Genomic DNA, 16,076 nt, shown 5'->3' with positions numbered 1-16,076 from the left:
GACACCCTCATGGCAACTGGGCGACGAAGGACGCCGAATTGGACACCGCGCCGAACACGCCGCCTTGCATCTTGATCATCTTGATCGCGGCGAGATGGTTGCCGTAGTCGGTCGCCCCGCAACAATCCTCCAGCATCACGCATTCGAAGCCGCGGTCGTTGGCTTCGCGCATCGTCGTGTGCACGCAGACGTCGGTGGTGATGCCGGTCAGCACGATGTTTTCGATGCCGCGCTGGTTGAGGATCAGCTCCAGGTCGGTGGCGCAGAACGAGCCCTTTCCCGGCTTGTCGATGATCGGCTCGCCTTCGGCCGGATAAAGGTCGGGGATGATGTCCCAGCCCGGCTCGCCGCGCACCAGGATGCGCCCGCAGGGTCCGGGATCGCCGATGCCGGCATTGATACGGCGCGAACGCCAGCGTTTGTTGGCTGGCAGGTCGGCGAGATCGGGTCGGTGGCCCTCGCGCGTATGAATAATGGTGTAGCCCTTCGCCCGCATGGCAGACAGCACGGAACTGATCGGTTCGATCGGCGCCCGCACCAGCGAGAGATCGTAGCCCATATGATCGACATAGCCGCCCGGCCCGCAGAAATCGGTCTGCATGTCGATGATGATCAGCGCCGTGTTGTCGGGCCGAAGCTCGCCATTGTAGGGCCATGGATAGGGATCGGCATCGATGTAGCGTTGCGTGACCTCGGCTCTGGCGTTCATTGAGAAAAACTCCAGTCTGGAAACGTCATTTGGTGATCGACAGTTCGCCCGGCGCGCCGGCCAGCGAACGGCTCGGCGACGAGGTGGCGATCATGATGACGAGGGTGAGAATGTAGGGTGCGGCGTAGAACAGATAGTAGCCTTGCGTGACGCCGACCGATTGCAGCGCCGGCCCGAGCGCGCCGGCGCCGCCGAACAGCAGCGCGGCGGCAAAGCAGCCGAGCGGGTTCCAGCGCGCGAAGATGACCAGCGCCACCGCCATCAGCCCCTGTCCCGACGAAATGCCTTCGGTCCAACTGCCGGGATAGTAGAGCGACAGATAAGCGCCGCCGATGCCGGCCAGCGCGCCGCCGATACCGGTGGCGATGAGGCGCACCGTATTCGGGTTGAGGCCCATGGCGCGCGCGGCGTCGGAACTGTCGCCGACCACGCGCAGGATCAGGCCGGCGCGGGTGTTGCGGAAAGCCCACCACAGGAACACGGCAAGTGCTGCGCCGATCAGGAACAGCACATTGACGTTGAGCGCCGCCTGCACCTGCGGAACGTCGGACCAGCCGCCAAAAGGGATGGCCGGCAGGTCGGGCGCCGAGGGTTGGATGAACGGTTTGCCGAAGAAGAAGGCGAGACCCGAGCCGAACAGCATCAGCGCAATGCCGATGGCAATGTCGTTAACCCCACGGAATTTGCAGATCCAGCCGTGGAACAGGCCGAAACAAAGACCGGCGGCGGCGGCGGCCAGCAGACCGAGCCATGGCGAGCCGGTCATCACCGCGACGGCATAGGCGGTCATCGCGCCGAACACCAGCGTGCCTTCGAGACCGAGATTGATGCGCCCCGAACGCTCGGTGATGGCTTCGCCCAGCGACACGAAGATGAAGGGCGTCGACACGCGGATGGCGCCGCCGAGCATGGCGAGCGGAACGCCCCAGAAGCCGATCTCGGTCGAGTCCATCAGGCAATCCCCTTCAAGAGATCGGGCCCCTTCAAGAGATCACCCCTCTGCCAGAGGTCGGGATTGAAGGCCTTGAAGCGGCCGTAGAAGGTTTCGCTGAACAGGATGACGACGAAGAGCATGCCCTGCAGCACCAGCACGGTGGCGTCGGGCAGGTCCATGCGGCGCTGGATCAGCCCGCCGGAGGCGTCGATGCCGCCAAGCAGGAAGGCGACCGGGATGATGGCGAGCGGATTGTGGCGGGCGAGGAAGGCGACCAGGATACCGGTATACCCATAGCCGGCGGCGAGCGAGGCGTTGGCGCTGCCTTGCACGGCGGCGACTTCCAGCATGCCGGCGAGGCCGGCGAAGCCGCCGGCCAGCGCGGTGAAGCCGACGATCAGCGGTCCGACGGCAAGTCCCTGCACCTGGGCTGCCCTGACATTGCCGCCGGCGATGCGAGCGGCGAACCCCCAGCGGGTCTTTTCGATCAGCAGCCAGGACAGAATGCAGGCGATAACGCCGACGACCAGACCCCAATGCACGTCCATGCCCGGAATATTGCCGATGCGGTAGGCCTCCGCCAGCGGCTCGGTCGACGGTTTGTTGAGCGAGGCAGGATCGCGCAGCGGCCCTTCCACCAGATGGTTCATCAGGGCGATGGCGATATAGGCCATCAAAAGGCTCGATATGGTTTCGTTGACGGCACGGTAGTGGCGTAGCGCGCCGACGGCACCGATCCAGATGCCGCCGGCGGCCAGGCCCGCCACGCCCATGGCTAGAATAACGAAAAAGGCGGGGGCACCGCTGGTGGCCACGCCCATCGCAGCCGCGGCAACGCCGCCCAGCACGATCGCGCCTTCGCCGCCGATGACGACAAGGCCGAGCCGGGCCGGCAGTGCCACACAGAGCGCCGCAAGCAGCAAGGGTGCGGCCCGCGACAGCGAGTTCTGGACCGAGAACCACGAGCCGAAGCCGCCGCGCCACATCATTTCATAGAGCTGCGCTGGCGATTTGCCGACCAGCGCGATGAACAGGCTGAACAAGGCCATGCCGACGATCAGCGCCGCGAGCTGGATGACGAAGGCCTCCGCCCGCCGGGCGATCCATTCGAGCGCCGTCGGATAGCCCCGGGCGCCGAGCATCACTGGCACGCTCGCACTGCTCACGGTGTCTGCCATGGCCCCCGTCTCCGATCCATGCTCAAGCGGTCGAGCCGACGACACCCTCGACGAGATAGTCCATGCTTTCCAACTCGATCGCGGCTTCGACGAAGGTCTGGCCCTCGGTTGCGACGACGTCGCCCTTGTTGTTCTTCAACGGCCCCTTGATCACCGAAAAGCCGCCCTTCATCATTTCGGCGAGCGTGCCGTCGAACTGGGCGCGCGCCGCCTCGCTGACGGCGGGGCCGAGCGGGCTCATCTTGACGAAGCCGTCGGCCAGTCCGCCGCGCGTGAAATTGGGCAGCGGCTTGCCGGCCATGAGGTCGTCGACGAACATCTTGTAGACCTTCGCCCAGTTCCATTCCGCGCCGGTCAGATATTTTTCCGGCGCCAGCGGGCTCTGATTGGCATGGTAGCCGCAGATGAAGGCGCCGCGTCCCGCCGCCGTTTCGACCACGACTTTCGGGCTGTCGACATGGCAAGTGATGACGTCGGCACCCTGATCGACCAGTGCATTGGTGGCTTCCGCCTCCTTGACCGCCAGCGACCATTCGCCGGTGAAGATCACCTGGCAGGTGATGGTCGGGTCGACCAAGCGTGCGCCGAGCAGGAAGGAATTGATGTTGAGCAGGACCTGCGGAATGGGCTTTGCGGCGACGAAGCCGATCTTCTTGGTCTTGGTGGCGTGGCCGGCGGCGACGCCGTTGAGGTACTGGCCCATGCCGATATAGCCGAAATAGGAACCGGCATTCATCGGATGCTTGTCCTTGTTCCACATGCCGCCGCAATGGCGGAACTGCATGTCGGGGAATTTCTCACACATGGCCAGCATATGCGGATCGAAATAGCCGAAGGAGGTCGGGAAGATCAGCGAGGCGCCGTCGAGGTTGATCATCGATTCCATCGACTTCTGGACATCGACCGTTTCGGGGACGTTCTCCTCCTCGACCACGGAGATGCCCTCGATGGCCTTCAATGTGGCGGCACCCTCGGCATGCGCCTGGTTGTAGCCGTAGTCGTCCTTCGGTCCGACATAGATGAAGCCGACGGTGACGGCAGCGGCGAACGCCCTGCTGATCGGGAATGACGCCGAGGCCAGGCCGAGCGCCGCTCCGGCGGCGGAGGTCTTGAGCAGATCGCGGCGGCTAAGCATGAATCTCTCGGTCATGTGAATGCTCCCTGTTGGACCCTTTCCGGGTCGATTAATTCCCTTCTCGTAAAAGTGCATGCAATCGCCGTGCCAGTTCAAAAGTCGGAATTTATCCAATTAAATCAGTTGGCGTGCCGATTTGCCGTGCTCAAGCGAAAGGCAATTGCATACACTTTTTGCCTTTCAATTAGCCAGTTTGACATCTAGATTAAAATAAAGGCATAGAGGGCGCGCCCGAGTCGAAACTTCCGGCGAGCCACTTGCCGCACGGCCGCGAAAAAGACTGGACGGAGGAGAATTGTCGGGGAAGCGCAGCTTGATCAGGTCGGGCACGACGGTCGATCAGATGGTGAGGGCGATCGGCGACCGGATCGTCACCGGCTTCCTGCGCCCCGGCGAAAAGCTCGACGAGGCCTCGCTGGCTGCCCGTTTCGATGTGTCGCGCACCCCCGTCAGGGAGGCGCTTGGCCGGCTGAGCGCCATGGGGCTGGTCGAAAGGCGGCCCAACCGCGGCGCCACCGTCGCCGTGGTGACGCAGGAGCATCTTGCCTCGATGTTCGAGAGCATGGCCGAGCTTGAAGCGATCTGCGCGCGGTTCTCGGCCGAGCGCATGACCGCCGGCGAACGCCGCGCGCTCGAAATCGAGCACCAGGCATCGGCGCGCCTCGTGCAGTTGGGTGCGGAGGAGGACTACGAGTATTTCAACACCGAGTTCCACACTCGGCTCTATCGCGGCGCGCACAGCAAGCACATCTATGAACTGACCGTCATGACACGCAGCCGGCTGGCGCCGTTCCGGCGCGCGCAGTTCATGCTGCCGGGCCGCCTGGCCAAATCCTGGCAGGAGCATGACGTCATCGTTACCGCAATCATGCGCGGCGACAGCGCTGCCGCAGGACATGCAGCCAAGGATCACGTTTCCATCGTCAGCGAGGCGAGCGCCGTCTTTGCAGCGGTTGACCCGATGAAACCGGCGGCGGATTCGTTCGGAGTGTCTTCCTTGTAGTGAAAATCTGACGCTTGGTACCCGATGTGGAAGACGTTTTTTCCGACCCACCCCATCGCAGACTCTCGCCCAATGGACTCGCAGCGTGGCCCCCAATACAATCCCGGTCCCGTGGGCCTCCGAAGGCTGATGCATGACATGGCAGAAGAACGCGTCCAACGCCGCCTTGCTGCGATATTGGCAGCCGATGTGGTCGGCTACAGCCGCCTCATGGAGCGGGACGAGGCTGGGACCCTTGTTGCCATCAAGTCCCGTCGCAAAGACATCCTACAGCCACTGCTCGCCAAGCATAATGGCCGCATCGTCAAGCTGATGGGTGACGGGGTGCTGGTGGAATTTGCCAGCGCCGTGAATGCTGTCCAATGCGCGGTCGAGCTCCAGAACGCGATGGCAGCTGCCAACGCCGACGTGCCCCAAGATTCCCGGATTGTGCTGCGCGTCGGAATCAACCTGGGCGACGTGATGGTCGAAGGCAGCGATCTCTATGGTGATGGAGTCAACATCGCGGCTCGGCTCGAGGCCTTGGCTGATGCTGGGAGCATCGTCGTCTCTCGCACTGTCTTCAACCACGTCCGGGGCAAGGTGAAGCTCGGATTCGATGATCTCGGCGAGCAGCAACTCAAGAACATCGCCGAGCGGGTGCGGATCTACCGACTGCGGCCGGACCGCGAAGCGGCGATGGCGCGGCCTGCCTTGGCGCTTCCCGACAAGCCGTCGATTGCCGTTCTGCCGTTCACTAACATGAGCGGCGATCCGGAGCAGGAGTATTTCAGCGACGGCATGGTGGAGGACATCATAGCGGCGCTGTCCCGGGTGCGCAGCTTCTTCGTGATCGCGCGGAATTCGAGTTTCACCTACAAAGGCAAAGCGGTCAATGTGAAGCAGGTCGGGCTCGAACTCGGCGTGCGTTACGTGCTGGAAGGGAGTGTCCGCAAGGCGGGCAATCGGGTCAGGATCACGGGACAGCTCATCGAGGCGGAAAGCGGGAATCATGTCTGGGCTGATCGCTTCGATGGCAGTCTCGAAGACGTATTCGAACTGCAAGATGGGGTGACCCAGAGCGTGGTCGGTGCGATCGCTCCGAAGCTTCAGCGAGCGGAAATCGATCGCACGTCGCGAAAGCGAACCGAAGATTTGACTGCTTACGACTTTGTTCTGCGTGCCCTGCCGCATGCCTGGTCAGGGTCGCCCGAAAGGAGTGCAATCGCCCACGATCTCCTTCAAAAAGCAACCGCCGTCGATCCTTCTTATGCGTATGCTTACGCGATGGCGGCCTGGTCTTTGATGTTCAGCAAGAATTCAGGTTGGCGTTCTTGGCGGCCCGACCAGCAGGAGTTGTGTGTTCGGTTTGCCAGGGAAGCGCTCAAGCTCGATATGGAAGATCCAGCCGTACTGTGGGCATCCGCTACGGCGCTCGCAAGTGTCGTACACGAACATGAACATGCTCTCGAGCTGATCGAGCGCTCGTTGGCAATCGACCATAATTCCGCACAGGCCTGGGCAGCAAAAGGTTGGGTGACTTCCTGGATCGGACTTGATGGGATCCCTTCGTTGGAAAGGGCAATGCGATTGAGCCCGTTGGACCCGCTGTTGTACCTTTTTCATGCCTCGATTGCTGAGTGCCACCTTGCGGCAAGAAGGCACGAGATGGCATTGGAATGGTCTCTCCGCGCCATGCGAGAACATCCAGAACCTCCTCCATTCGTGCGGCGGGTGCTCGCCGCCTCGTACGCTCGCCTCGGGCTAGTTGAAGAAGCGCGACGGGTGGTGGCAGGCATACTGGCGGAAAGCCCAAGCTTTACTGTGAGGACCTGGCTAGAGATAACCGCCCAGCGTGGTCCGCACGTCCAATACCTCGCTGAGAGCCTCCGTCTCGCTGGGCTCCCCCAGTGAGTAGGCATCGAGTCGCACGCGTCAAAGAGAATCTCCAGTCGGACTCTTATGTCAAGCGGGAACCACTAGCAATCAGGCAAACTGCCCAATCCGTCGGCGATGCGATGATTTTCGCGTCACTCGTGCGAATGCTCGAAGCCGCACAGCTCCCACAAATGCCGGCCTTTTGGCACAATTCGGCTTGGCATGCTCCTTGCTTCGTTGATGGTGTGCAGAGCGTCTAGGGTTCCGGCCGCGACAAAGCGGTGCTGGTCCAAGAGATGCGACCGCCAGGGATGCACTGAGGCATCCGGCGGAACACGGCGGGCCAAAATCCCGGGAGAACCCTGCACGGGTTTGCTGGCGCGAACCTCTCCCGGATGCGCGCTCCGCAAGCCCCAACATAAAGTCCGGACGCAATCCGGATCGCGAACAGGGGTACGCAATGCTTCGCAAGCTGGCCGCAATCATCCTAGCCGCATCACTCAGCCTTCCCATCGTTTCCGCCGCCGACGCGGCGCCCAAGAAAGACTTCAAGATATGCTGGTCGATCTATGTCGGCTGGATGCCGTGGGGCTATCTGTCCGATAGCGGCATCATGAAGAAATGGGCTGAAAAAAACGGCATCAATGTCGAGATCACCCGCATCAACGACTATGTCGAAAGCATCAACCAGTATACGGCCGGCGGTTTCGACGGCTGTTCGATGACCAACATGGACGCGCTGTCGATCCCCGCAGGCGGCGGCGTCGACACCACCGCCTTGATCATCGGCGACTTCTCCAACGGCAACGATGCCGTGATCCTCAAGGACAAGGCCGCGCTCGCCGACATTGCCGGCCAGAAGGTCAATCTCGTCGAGCTCTCCGTCTCGCATTACCTGCTGGCGCGGGCGCTGGACACGGTCAAGCTCGCCGAGAAGGACATCACCGTCGTCAACACGTCCGACGCCGACATGGTCGCCGCCTACGGCACCAGCGACGTCACCTCGGTCGTTACCTGGAACCCGCTGGTTTCCGAGATCGTCGCCATGCCGGGTGCGCAGAAGGTTTTCGATTCCTCGCAGATTCCCGGTGAGATCATCGACTTGATGGTCGTCAACACCGAGACGCTGAAGGACAATCCGGCGCTGGGCAAGGCGCTTGTAGGCGCGTGGTACGAAGCGATGGACCTGATGACCTCCGACACGCCGGAAGGCAAGGCAGCCAAGGAGGAGATGGCCAAGGCGTCCGGTACCGACCTCGCGGGCTTCGACGCGCAGCTCGCTTCGACGGCAATGTTCTTCGACCCCGCCAAGGCGGTCGAGTTCACCAACGGCACCGAATTGCCGAAGACGATGGATCTGGTCCGCAACTTCCTGTTCAGCCACGGTATCCTCGGCACCAATGCCACGAGTGTCGACGTGGTCGGCATGAGTTTTCCCGACGGATCCACGCTGGGCGACGCCAAGAACGTCAAGCTGCGTTTCGATCCAGCCTTCATGGCCGAGGCCGCCACCGCAACGCCCTGACATGCTGGCCAAGGGAATGAGTGCCAGGGATGCAGTCTCGGAAACGGGCGGGGAGGGTACGCGCCCTCGCCAGCCAAAGCCGAGGGTGCGCCTTCGCTTGATCAATGCGAGGGTCTCGCGCGGCGGCGCCTTGTTCCTCGGCGGCTTGCCGTTCTTGTTCGTGGCAATCGCCTATCTGATCGCTTCGGCGCAACGACTGGCGGTCAATCCCAGCGACAAGCTGCTGCCCTCGCCGGCACAGATGTGGTCGGCCTTTCTTGACCTGGCGACGGTTCCGGACAAGCGCTCCGGCGACCTCATCCTGTGGGTCGATACCTATGCCAGTCTCCTCAGGCTGCTCGCGGGCGTGGGCGTGGCCACGTTTGCCGCGCTTTCGCTCGGCATCGCCATTGGCTTCATCCCGCGGGTGCGGGCGTTCCTGCTGCCGTTCGTCACGGTCGTCTGCGTCATCCCACCGCTGGCGCTGCTGCCGATCCTGTTCATCGCGCTCGGCCTCGGCGAAACGGCCAAGATCACGCTGATTGCCCTTGGCGTCGCGCCGGTGATGGTGCGCGACATCGCCAACCGGGTGCTGGAATTGCCGTCCGAACTGGTCGCCAAGGCGCAAACACTTGGCGGCAACAGCTGGACCATGATCTTGCGGCTGGTGCTGCCGCAGGTCATGCCGCGACTCATCACTTGCGTGCGGCTGGCGCTCGGGCCGGCCTGGCTGTTCCTGATCGCCGCCGAAGCCATCGCCTCGACCGAAGGGCTGGGTTACCGCATCTTCCTCGTCCGCCGCTATCTCTCGATGGACGTCATCCTGCCCTATGTCGCCTGGATCACGCTGCTTGCCGTCATCACCGACTGGCTGCTGGTGCGGCTTTCCCAAGCGGTGTCCCCTTGGGCGCACCCAGTGGAGACCGGATGAGCCGCATCGTCGTTCACGGGCTGGAAAAGAGTTATGGCGATGCCCGCGTGCTCGAGCGGGTCAACGTCACCGCCGAGGCCGGCGAATTCCTGTCGCTGGTCGGCGCCAGCGGCTGCGGAAAATCGACATTCCTGCGCATTCTGCTCGGCCAGGAGCAGCAGAGCAGCGGTGTCGTCATCGTCGGCGATGGCCCGATCGTGCCCGAGCTGACGCCGCAGCGCGGCATTGTCTTTCAGCGCTATTCGGTGTTTCCACATCTGACCGCCATCCAGAACCTGCTGCTGGTCGAAGACTTTCGCTCGGGCGGGCCGTTTGGCCGCGTCTTCGGCGCCAGGCGCAGAAACGCCAGGCAAGAGGCCGAGGCCATGCTGGCGCGCGTCGGGCTCGCTCATGCGCGCGACCTTTATCCGGCATCGCTTTCCGGCGGCATGCAGCAGCGGCTGGCAATTGCGCAGACCTTGCTCGGCCGTCCGCAGATCCTGCTTCTCGACGAACCGTTCGGGGCGCTCGATCCCGGCATCCGTGTCGAGATGCACGACCTGCTGACCGAGCTCTGGACCGAGCACGGCATGACGGTGGTGATGGTCACCCACGATATCGGCGAGGCCTTCAAGCTCGGCACCCGCGTGCTGGTCTTCGACAAGGTGCGCCACGATCCGCAGTTCCCGTCCGCTTACGGCGCGACGATCACCTACGATCTGAAGCTCGATCGCAAGACCCGGGCTTCCTCTCATCACTTGGCCAAGGTGGCCGCGATCGTCGGGACGACCCGACCGGAAACAGCAATGGCGACGACGGCGTCGTAACGGAGACCGTGAATGTCCAGAAATATCCCCGAACGCAATCACCGCCGCGCAGGCCTCGTCACCCGGGGGGCCAGGGAACGCTTTCACCACCCCGATTTCGACGCGCGCGGCACGCAGGGCTGGAAATCGATCGAGGCCGAGGGCAAGCTGCCGGAAAGCGGCTGGCGCAAGGAGCAGCAATGGGCGCTCGACATGGGCCTGCCGGGGTCGGAGTCGATCGTCGACAAATCGATCCCGACATTCGCGCGCGGCGAGCTGCCGCATTTCGCCGGCATCAACACCTTTCTCAAGGCGCCCTATGTCGAGAACGTCCGCGATGTCGGCAAATATGATGCTGCCGTCATCGGCATCCCTTTCGACAGCGGCACCACCTACCGGCCGGGAACCCGCTTCGGGCCGCAAGGCATTCGTCGCATCTCGGCGCTCTACACGCCGTACAATTACGAGCTCGGCGTCGATTTGCGCGAGCAGATGACGCTGTGCGACGCCGGCGACGTCTTCACCATTCCCGCCAATCTCGAAAAGAGCTTCGACCAGATCACCAAGGGCGTCAGCCATGTCGCCTCGTCCGGCGCGCTGCCGATCATGCTGGGCGGCGACCATTCGATCGGTTTCCCTTGCGTGCGCGGCATCGCCGACGTGACCTCGAAACGCATCGGCATCATCCATTTCGATCGCCATATCGACATCCAGGAAAAGGATCTCGACGAGCGCATGCACACCACGCCCTGGTACTGGGCGACCAACCTGCCGAACGTCTCGGCGACCAATCTCGTGCAGCTCGGCATCGGCGGCTGGCAGGTTCCCCGCTACGGCGTCGCCGAGGCGAGGAAACGCGGCACCAACGTGCTGACCATTGCCGACATCGAGCAGATGGGCCTCGAGAAGGCGGCGGAAATCGCGCTCGAACTCGCATGGAAAGACACCGACGCCGTCTACATCTCCTTCGACGTCGACAGCCTCGATTGCGGCTTCGTGCCCGGCACGGGCTGGCCTGAGCCAGGCGGCTTCCTGCCGCGCGAGGCGCTCAAGCTTCTGGGATTGGTGACGGCACCCGGCATTTGCGGACTGGAAGTGGTCGAGGTTTCGCCGCCTTACGACACGTCGGACATTACGGCGCTGTTCGGTGTGCGGGTCGTCGTCGAGGCGCTCGGCTCGATGGTCGCCCACGGTAATCTCGGCAAGCACAAATCCATCATCGACAAACCGGCGAGTTTTTAACCATGCACGATGATCACCACCACAGTCACGATCATGGCGATGGCCATCATCATCACGGGCCGAACGGCCATCATGACCATCCGCACGTCCTCGGCCACAACGGGCCCGCGGGCAAGCCGCTGCAATGGCAGACGCCGCATCTGCCGGACCAGGCTCACGAGCCGCCGGCCGATCCAGCGACGGTCGACCTCGACCTTGTTGAAACCGCCTTCCTCGAAGGCTTTGCGCGGGCGCCGGACCCATCCAGCTTTCTGCGCCTGGCCGGCATACCCTTTGTCGGCGAGACGGCAGACGGCGTGCGGCTTCATCTGCTTCGCGTCGAGACCGAGGATCTGGTCGACGTCGGCGCGGTCATGCCGCTCGTCGGCGGCACCGGCGTCGCCTATCACCCGTTGCCGGCGCGCCTGACATCGCACCGCCGCCGCCTCGCTTTCATCTATCACGATGGCAATGAGCAAAAGCCGCTCGGCTTCGCCGCGGCGCGCGCCCTTGCAGACCGTTCCGCCGCTTCGCAATTCGCCGTTCCCGGCCACTGAAACCAGAACCCGTCACTCTCATCGAACAGGTACAACCATGAAAACATTTGCAAGACTTGGCATCCTTTCAGCCCTCGCCGCCCTCACACCGTCGCTGGCGTTTGCCCATAGCGGCGGCGCTCACATCCATGGCTTTTTCGCCGGCCTCGAACATCCGCTCCTCGGCATGGACCATCTGCTTGCCATGATCGCGGTCGGCATCATTGGCGCTCGCGCCGGCGGGCGCAGTATTGTCCTTGTCCCCCTGGCCTTTGTCTCGGCCATGGTCGCCGGAGCCTTGCTCGGCATGACCGGCATCGGCCTGCCTTCCCTTGAAGCGGCCATCGCGCTGTCGCTTGTGGTCTTCGGCGCCATGGTCGGTCTTGCCAGGCCGCTGCCGCTGGCCGCCGCAGCAGCATTGACGGCCCTGTTCGGCCTCTTTCACGGCAACGCCCACGGCCTTGAGGTTCCCGAGAGCGCCGGCGGCATCGCCTACGCCGCTGGTTTCATGCTCGGCTCGTCGATGCTGCATGCGATCGGCATTCTGTCCGCTGTCAAGCTGGCTGGTTGGCCGATGACGGTCCGCACCGCGGGGCTCGCCACCTCGCTGGTTGGAATGGCCATGGCGGCCCAAACTTTCTGAGTGTGGCGATCAAGCGCAGGCAGTCGGCAAACAGAACTGGAATGCAGATGAGCCAGAAATTGTCGATGAGGCTGCGGCGCATTCGCGATTTGCTGTACCAGATCCTGAAGATCCGTGCCGAGCGGCTTTGAAGGGCGCGGTTATCGCGTCCCTCCGGTCGAAATGAGCGTCAGAACTCGAGCGCCTGCCTGAGCGCCGGACCGCTCCTGATGCGCAGATCGAGGTCGGCCTCGATATGGTCGATGTGGTGCAGCATCAGTGCGCTGGCGCGTTCGGAATTGCCATTTTCCAGCGCCTCTAGGATATTCATGTGCTCGCTATGGCCGCAGCTCGAGACGCCCGAGCGGCCATAGAGCGCGATCACCAGCGATGAACGCGCGACCAGTTCTTCCATGAAGCGCTGGAGGATGATGTTTCCGGCGACCGACGCCAGCAGCAGGTGAAAATCGCCCGAAGCCTTGATCTCCGATCGTCTTGCGCTCGGTCCGCGTTCGGCAATGAAGCGGCCTTCTTCCTCGAGCTGCGCCTTGAAGGCAACGACATGCGCCGACGTCATCCGCCCGGCCGCGGCGATTGCGATGCCGGGTTCGATGAGCCTGCGCGAAGCAAAGACCTGGCGCGCTTCCTCCGGCGACGGATTGGCGACGAAGGCGCCGCGGTTGCGCTCGGTCCGCACCAATCCCTCAAAGGAAAGCATCTGTAGCGCCGCGCGCGCCACGGTGCGGCTGACATCGAACAAAGTGCCGACCTCGCCTTCCGACAGCTTGGTTCCGGGCGCCAGCCGACGATCGACGATCGCGTCGCGCAATTGGTCGCGGATCGTCTGGGCGCGATCCTCGTTGGCACTGTCGACAGCAGGGAAAGTCTGGTCGGCTATATTCATGATGGTAGTCCCTGCACCCCTTCTACCCTGAATCGGGTCGCGTGCACGAGGGCCAAAGTGAATACGATGTCAGAAAAGATTGCATACGATTTTTGCGAGAATCGCCCGCTATCGCCTATAATTTGTGCATTGCATAAGCATGCTGTTTCGGCAGGCAGCCGGATGCAATCCCGATTTCCCCAAGGTTTCAATCGCTTGCGGCCGAAGTAGGGCAATTGGCATGCATGATGCTTTGCTTAAGTTGATTTAGAGAGGAAGCCGGATGTCCAAAGCCGCCGAAATCGACATCGTGTCCGTTTCGAAAATCTATGGCGCAACGACTGCCGTCGAAGACATCAGCTTGAAAATCCCCGCGGGAACCTATTGCTGCCTGCTCGGGCCGTCCGGCTGCGGCAAGACCTCGACGCTGCGCATGATTGCCGGGCACGAGAGCATATCGAGCGGCGACGTGCGTCTCGGCAACACAGTGGTCACCGACCTGCCGCCGGCCAGGCGCGGCACCGCCATGATGTTCCAGTCCTACGCGCTGTTTCCGCATCTCGACCTGGTCGACAATGTTGCGTTTAGCCTCAAGATGAAGGGTGTCGGCAAGGAGGAGCGCCGCGCCAAAGCGCTCGATATGCTGAAGCTGATGCAGATGGAGGGCTATGCCAGCCGCCGCCCGGCGCAGCTTTCGGGCGGACAGCAGCAACGCGTCGCTCTGGCCCGCGCGCTGATCACCGACCCCGAAGCGCTGCTGCTCGACGAGCCGCTATCGGCACTCGATCCATTCCTGAAGATCCGCATGCGGGCGGAACTGAAGAAGCTGCAGACCTCGCTCGGCATCACTTTCGTCCACGTCACCCACAGCCAGGAGGAGGCGATGGCGCTCGCCGACCTGATCGTGGTTATGAATGACGGCCGCATCGAGCAGGCGGCGCATCCGCGCGTCGTCTTCGAGCGGCCGGCCACCGCGTTCGTCGCCCGTTTCATGGGCGATCACAACGTCGTCTCCGGCCGCGTCAGCGGCAGCCGCGACGGCATGGTTGTCTTCGATGTGCCGGGTGGCGCCTCGCTAGCGGCCAGCGGGCAGGGCAGGGCGATCGGCGAGCCGATCGATATCGCCATTCGTACCGACCATGTGCGGATCGGTGATCCGCCGGCCACCGGGCTGGGCTTCACCGGCATCGCCTCCAACGTCGAATACCGCGGCTCGACCGTGAAGCTCTCGGTCAATGGCGCCGGCATCGAGGATTTTACGGTGATCGTCGACGACACCAGCTTCTTCGCCAAGCCGGTCGCCGTCGGCGACGCGGTGCCGATCGCCTGGGACGCCGAGGACGCGATCGTCCTTGGCCGTCTCGATTCCTGAACCAGAACAACCAATCAAAACAGGGGAACTGACATGACCAACACCACCGACAAGAAGACAGGAATTTCCCGCCGCTCGCTGCTCAAGACCGGTGCTGCCGCCGTCGGTTTTGCCGCCGGTTCGGGTGCCATATCAGGGTTCCCGACGATCTGGGCGCAGAACCCGATCACGCTGCGCCAGTTCGGCACCGGGGTGTCGAACCTCAACGCCATTGCCGACAAGTGCAAGGCTGATCTCGGCATCACGCTGGAGATGACGGCGACCGATTCCGACGCCGCCGCCCAGCGTGCTGTAACCCAGCCGGACAGTTATGACATCGCCGACATCGAATACTGGATCGCCAAGAAAGTGTATCCGTCCGGCGTGATGCAGCCGATGGATGTCCAGAAGCTGAAATATTACGACAAGATCGTACCGCTGTTCATCACCGGCAAGCTGACGCCCGACAGTGTCATCGCCCAGGGCACTGCGCCGCATACGGTCGGTTTCGTCGAGGCGCAGGACGCCAAGACCTTCGCCAAGGAGCCGACGCAGTGGATGACGATGGTTCCGACCATCTACAACGCCGATACGCTCGGCATCCGCCCCGACCTTGTCGGCCGCGAGATCACCACCTGGGCTGACATCATGGATCCGGCCTTCAAGGGCAAGGCCGCCATTCTCAACATCCCGTCGATCGGCATCATGGATGCGGCGATGATCATGGAAGCCATGGGCAACATCAAATATGCCGACAAGGGCAACATGACCAAGGAGGAGATCGACAAGACGATCGACTTCCTGATCAAGGCCAAGCAGGACGGCCAGTTCCGGGCATTCTGGAAATCGTTCGACGAGAGCGTCAACCTGATGGCTTCAGGCGAAGTGGTCATCCAGTCGATGTGGTCTCCGGCGGTCGCGGCGGTGCGCTCCAAGGGCATCGCCTGCAAGTACCAGCAGCTTAAGGAAGGCTATCGCTCGTGGGGCGGCGGCCTTGGCCTGGCGGCGCATCTCAAGGGCGCCGAGCTCGACGCCGCCTACGAGTATATCAACTGGTACTTGTCCGGCTGGGTCGGCGCTTACCTCAATCGCCAGGGCTACTACTCGGCCGCCATGGATACGGCCAAGCAGTTCATGTCCGAGGACGAATGGGGCTACTGGGTCGACGGCAAGCCGGCCAAGGGCGATATCATGGCGCCGGACGGCAAGATCATGGAGAAGGCGGGCGCCGTGCGCGACGGCGGCTCCTTCGTCGAGCGCATGGGCAAGGTCGCCTGCTGGAACTCGGTCATGGACGAGGACCGCTACATGGTGAGGCGCTGGAACGAGTTCATCGCTGCGTAGCGCAAGGCAGCAATAGCTGAGATGTTGCATTCCTTCGCGCCCCCCTCTGTCCTGCCGGACATCTCCCCCACTTGGGGGGAGAT

Annotated in this window: 15 protein-coding genes and 1 riboswitch; of the genes, 9 read left to right on the top strand and 6 right to left on the bottom strand. The window is 62.9% G+C overall.

Translation table 11 applies throughout. From position 1 onward, the window contains the following. Window positions 1–7: 7 nt before the first annotated feature. From biuH to AC0L3N_RS20270, 4 genes are read right to left on the bottom strand one after another with little or no spacing between them, the layout of a single operon-like run. Window positions 8–709 (bottom strand): biuret amidohydrolase, encoded by a 702-nt coding sequence (biuH, locus tag AC0L3N_RS20285; protein ID WP_473549220.1) that lies wholly within the window; start codon window positions 707–709, stop codon window positions 8–10. A gap of 25 nt (window positions 710–734) precedes the next feature. Then, window positions 735–1,661: an ABC transporter permease gene (locus AC0L3N_RS20280; RefSeq protein WP_473549219.1), complete on the bottom strand. Its 927-nt coding sequence runs from the start codon at window positions 1,659–1,661 to the stop codon at window positions 735–737. Then, window positions 1,661–2,785, bottom strand: coding sequence for an ABC transporter permease (locus AC0L3N_RS20275; protein WP_473549285.1), 1,125 nt, complete (start codon window positions 2,783–2,785; stop codon window positions 1,661–1,663). The genes AC0L3N_RS20280 and AC0L3N_RS20275 overlap by 1 nt, the downstream gene beginning before the upstream one ends. Window positions 2,786–2,843: 58 nt before the next feature. Continuing rightward, the gene (locus AC0L3N_RS20270; protein ID WP_473549218.1) at window positions 2,844–3,971 is read right to left on the bottom strand and encodes a BMP family ABC transporter substrate-binding protein; all 1,128 of its coding nucleotides are present in this window, start codon (window positions 3,969–3,971) and stop codon (window positions 2,844–2,846) included. A 298-nt stretch (window positions 3,972–4,269) separates the two neighbouring features. Between AC0L3N_RS20270 and AC0L3N_RS20265 the strand changes: the two genes are divergently transcribed. The 6 genes from AC0L3N_RS20265 (at window position 4,270) to AC0L3N_RS20240 (ending at window position 11,278) form a co-directional block, all read left to right on the top strand. Beyond that, window positions 4,270–4,959, top strand: coding sequence for a GntR family transcriptional regulator (locus AC0L3N_RS20265; RefSeq protein WP_473549217.1), 690 nt, complete (start codon window positions 4,270–4,272; stop codon window positions 4,957–4,959). A 138-nt stretch (window positions 4,960–5,097) separates the two neighbouring features. After that, window positions 5,098–6,852, top strand: coding sequence for an adenylate/guanylate cyclase domain-containing protein (locus AC0L3N_RS20260; protein WP_473549216.1), 1,755 nt, complete (start codon window positions 5,098–5,100; stop codon window positions 6,850–6,852). Window positions 6,853–7,061: 209 nt separating this feature from the next. After that, a riboswitch (guanidine-I (ykkC/yxkD leader) is annotated at window positions 7,062–7,176 on the top strand. A 100-nt stretch (window positions 7,177–7,276) separates the two neighbouring features. Next, on the top strand, window positions 7,277–8,341 hold the full coding sequence (locus AC0L3N_RS20255) for a putative urea ABC transporter substrate-binding protein (RefSeq protein ID WP_473549215.1): 1,065 nt from the start codon (window positions 7,277–7,279) through the stop codon (window positions 8,339–8,341). Between the two features lie 85 nt (window positions 8,342–8,426). Beyond that, window positions 8,427–9,251, top strand: a complete 825-nt coding sequence (locus AC0L3N_RS20250) for an ABC transporter permease (RefSeq protein WP_473549214.1) — start codon at window positions 8,427–8,429, stop codon at window positions 9,249–9,251. After that, on the top strand, window positions 9,248–10,057 hold the full coding sequence (locus tag AC0L3N_RS20245; RefSeq protein WP_473549213.1) for an ATP-binding cassette domain-containing protein: 810 nt from the start codon (window positions 9,248–9,250) through the stop codon (window positions 10,055–10,057). The genes AC0L3N_RS20250 and AC0L3N_RS20245 overlap by 4 nt, the downstream gene beginning before the upstream one ends. A gap of 12 nt (window positions 10,058–10,069) precedes the next feature. Continuing rightward, window positions 10,070–11,278 (top strand): agmatinase family protein, encoded by a 1,209-nt coding sequence (locus AC0L3N_RS20240; RefSeq protein WP_473549212.1) that lies wholly within the window; start codon window positions 10,070–10,072, stop codon window positions 11,276–11,278. Here AC0L3N_RS20240 and AC0L3N_RS20235 read toward each other — a convergent pair. Continuing rightward, window positions 11,275–11,811 (bottom strand): hypothetical protein, encoded by a 537-nt coding sequence (locus AC0L3N_RS20235; RefSeq protein ID WP_473549211.1) that lies wholly within the window; start codon window positions 11,809–11,811, stop codon window positions 11,275–11,277. The two genes, AC0L3N_RS20240 and AC0L3N_RS20235, sit on opposite strands and share 4 nt — an antisense overlap. Before the next feature lie 40 nt (window positions 11,812–11,851). Here AC0L3N_RS20235 and AC0L3N_RS20230 point away from each other — a divergent pair, with 40 nt between their 5' ends. After that, window positions 11,852–12,436: a HupE/UreJ family protein gene (locus tag AC0L3N_RS20230; RefSeq protein ID WP_473549210.1), complete on the top strand. Its 585-nt coding sequence runs from the start codon at window positions 11,852–11,854 to the stop codon at window positions 12,434–12,436. Window positions 12,437–12,605: 169 nt separating this feature from the next. On the opposite strand, the gene AC0L3N_RS20225 is transcribed toward AC0L3N_RS20230, so the two are convergent. Then, window positions 12,606–13,319 carry a GntR family transcriptional regulator gene (locus tag AC0L3N_RS20225; protein WP_123146877.1) on the bottom strand — a complete coding sequence of 238 codons (714 nt, stop codon included), beginning with the start codon at window positions 13,317–13,319 and terminating at the stop codon, window positions 12,606–12,608. 262 nt (window positions 13,320–13,581) lie between these two features. On the opposite strand from AC0L3N_RS20225, the gene AC0L3N_RS20220 reads away from it, so the two are divergent. Beyond that, window positions 13,582–14,670 carry an ABC transporter ATP-binding protein gene (locus AC0L3N_RS20220; RefSeq protein ID WP_123146878.1) on the top strand — a complete coding sequence of 363 codons (1,089 nt, stop codon included), beginning with the start codon at window positions 13,582–13,584 and terminating at the stop codon, window positions 14,668–14,670. Window positions 14,671–14,703: 33 nt separating this feature from the next. After that, window positions 14,704–15,993, top strand: coding sequence for an ABC transporter substrate-binding protein (locus AC0L3N_RS20215; protein ID WP_473549209.1), 1,290 nt, complete (start codon window positions 14,704–14,706; stop codon window positions 15,991–15,993). The last annotated feature ends 83 nt before the right edge of the window (window positions 15,994–16,076 follow it).

Source organism: Mesorhizobium sp. WSM4807 (assembly GCF_055811615.1).
This window is presented reverse-complemented; position numbering and strand designations above follow the sequence as displayed.

Excerpts from the sequence above, each read along its gene's own strand:
- AC0L3N_RS20260 (WP_473549216.1), top strand. The coding sequence starts at position 5,098 with ATGGCAGAAGAACGCGTCCAACGCCGCCTTGCTGCGATATTGGCAGCC.
- AC0L3N_RS20220 (WP_123146878.1), top strand. The coding sequence starts at position 13,582 with ATGTCCAAAGCCGCCGAAATCGACATCGTGTCCGTTTCGAAAATCTAT.
- AC0L3N_RS20275 (WP_473549285.1), bottom strand. The coding sequence starts at position 2,785 with ATGCTCGGCGCCCGGGGCTATCCGACGGCGCTCGAATGGATCGCCCGG.
- AC0L3N_RS20240 (WP_473549212.1), top strand. The coding sequence starts at position 10,070 with ATGTCCAGAAATATCCCCGAACGCAATCACCGCCGCGCAGGCCTCGTC.
- AC0L3N_RS20255 (WP_473549215.1), top strand. The coding sequence starts at position 7,277 with ATGCTTCGCAAGCTGGCCGCAATCATCCTAGCCGCATCACTCAGCCTT.
- AC0L3N_RS20215 (WP_473549209.1), top strand. The coding sequence starts at position 14,704 with ATGACCAACACCACCGACAAGAAGACAGGAATTTCCCGCCGCTCGCTG.
- biuH (WP_473549220.1), bottom strand. The coding sequence starts at position 709 with ATGAACGCCAGAGCCGAGGTCACGCAACGCTACATCGATGCCGATCCC.
- AC0L3N_RS20245 (WP_473549213.1), top strand. The coding sequence starts at position 9,248 with ATGAGCCGCATCGTCGTTCACGGGCTGGAAAAGAGTTATGGCGATGCC.
- AC0L3N_RS20225 (WP_123146877.1), bottom strand. The coding sequence starts at position 13,319 with ATGAATATAGCCGACCAGACTTTCCCTGCTGTCGACAGTGCCAACGAG.
- AC0L3N_RS20230 (WP_473549210.1), top strand. The coding sequence starts at position 11,852 with ATGAAAACATTTGCAAGACTTGGCATCCTTTCAGCCCTCGCCGCCCTC.
- AC0L3N_RS20280 (WP_473549219.1), bottom strand. The coding sequence starts at position 1,661 with ATGGACTCGACCGAGATCGGCTTCTGGGGCGTTCCGCTCGCCATGCTC.
- AC0L3N_RS20270 (WP_473549218.1), bottom strand. The coding sequence starts at position 3,971 with ATGACCGAGAGATTCATGCTTAGCCGCCGCGATCTGCTCAAGACCTCC.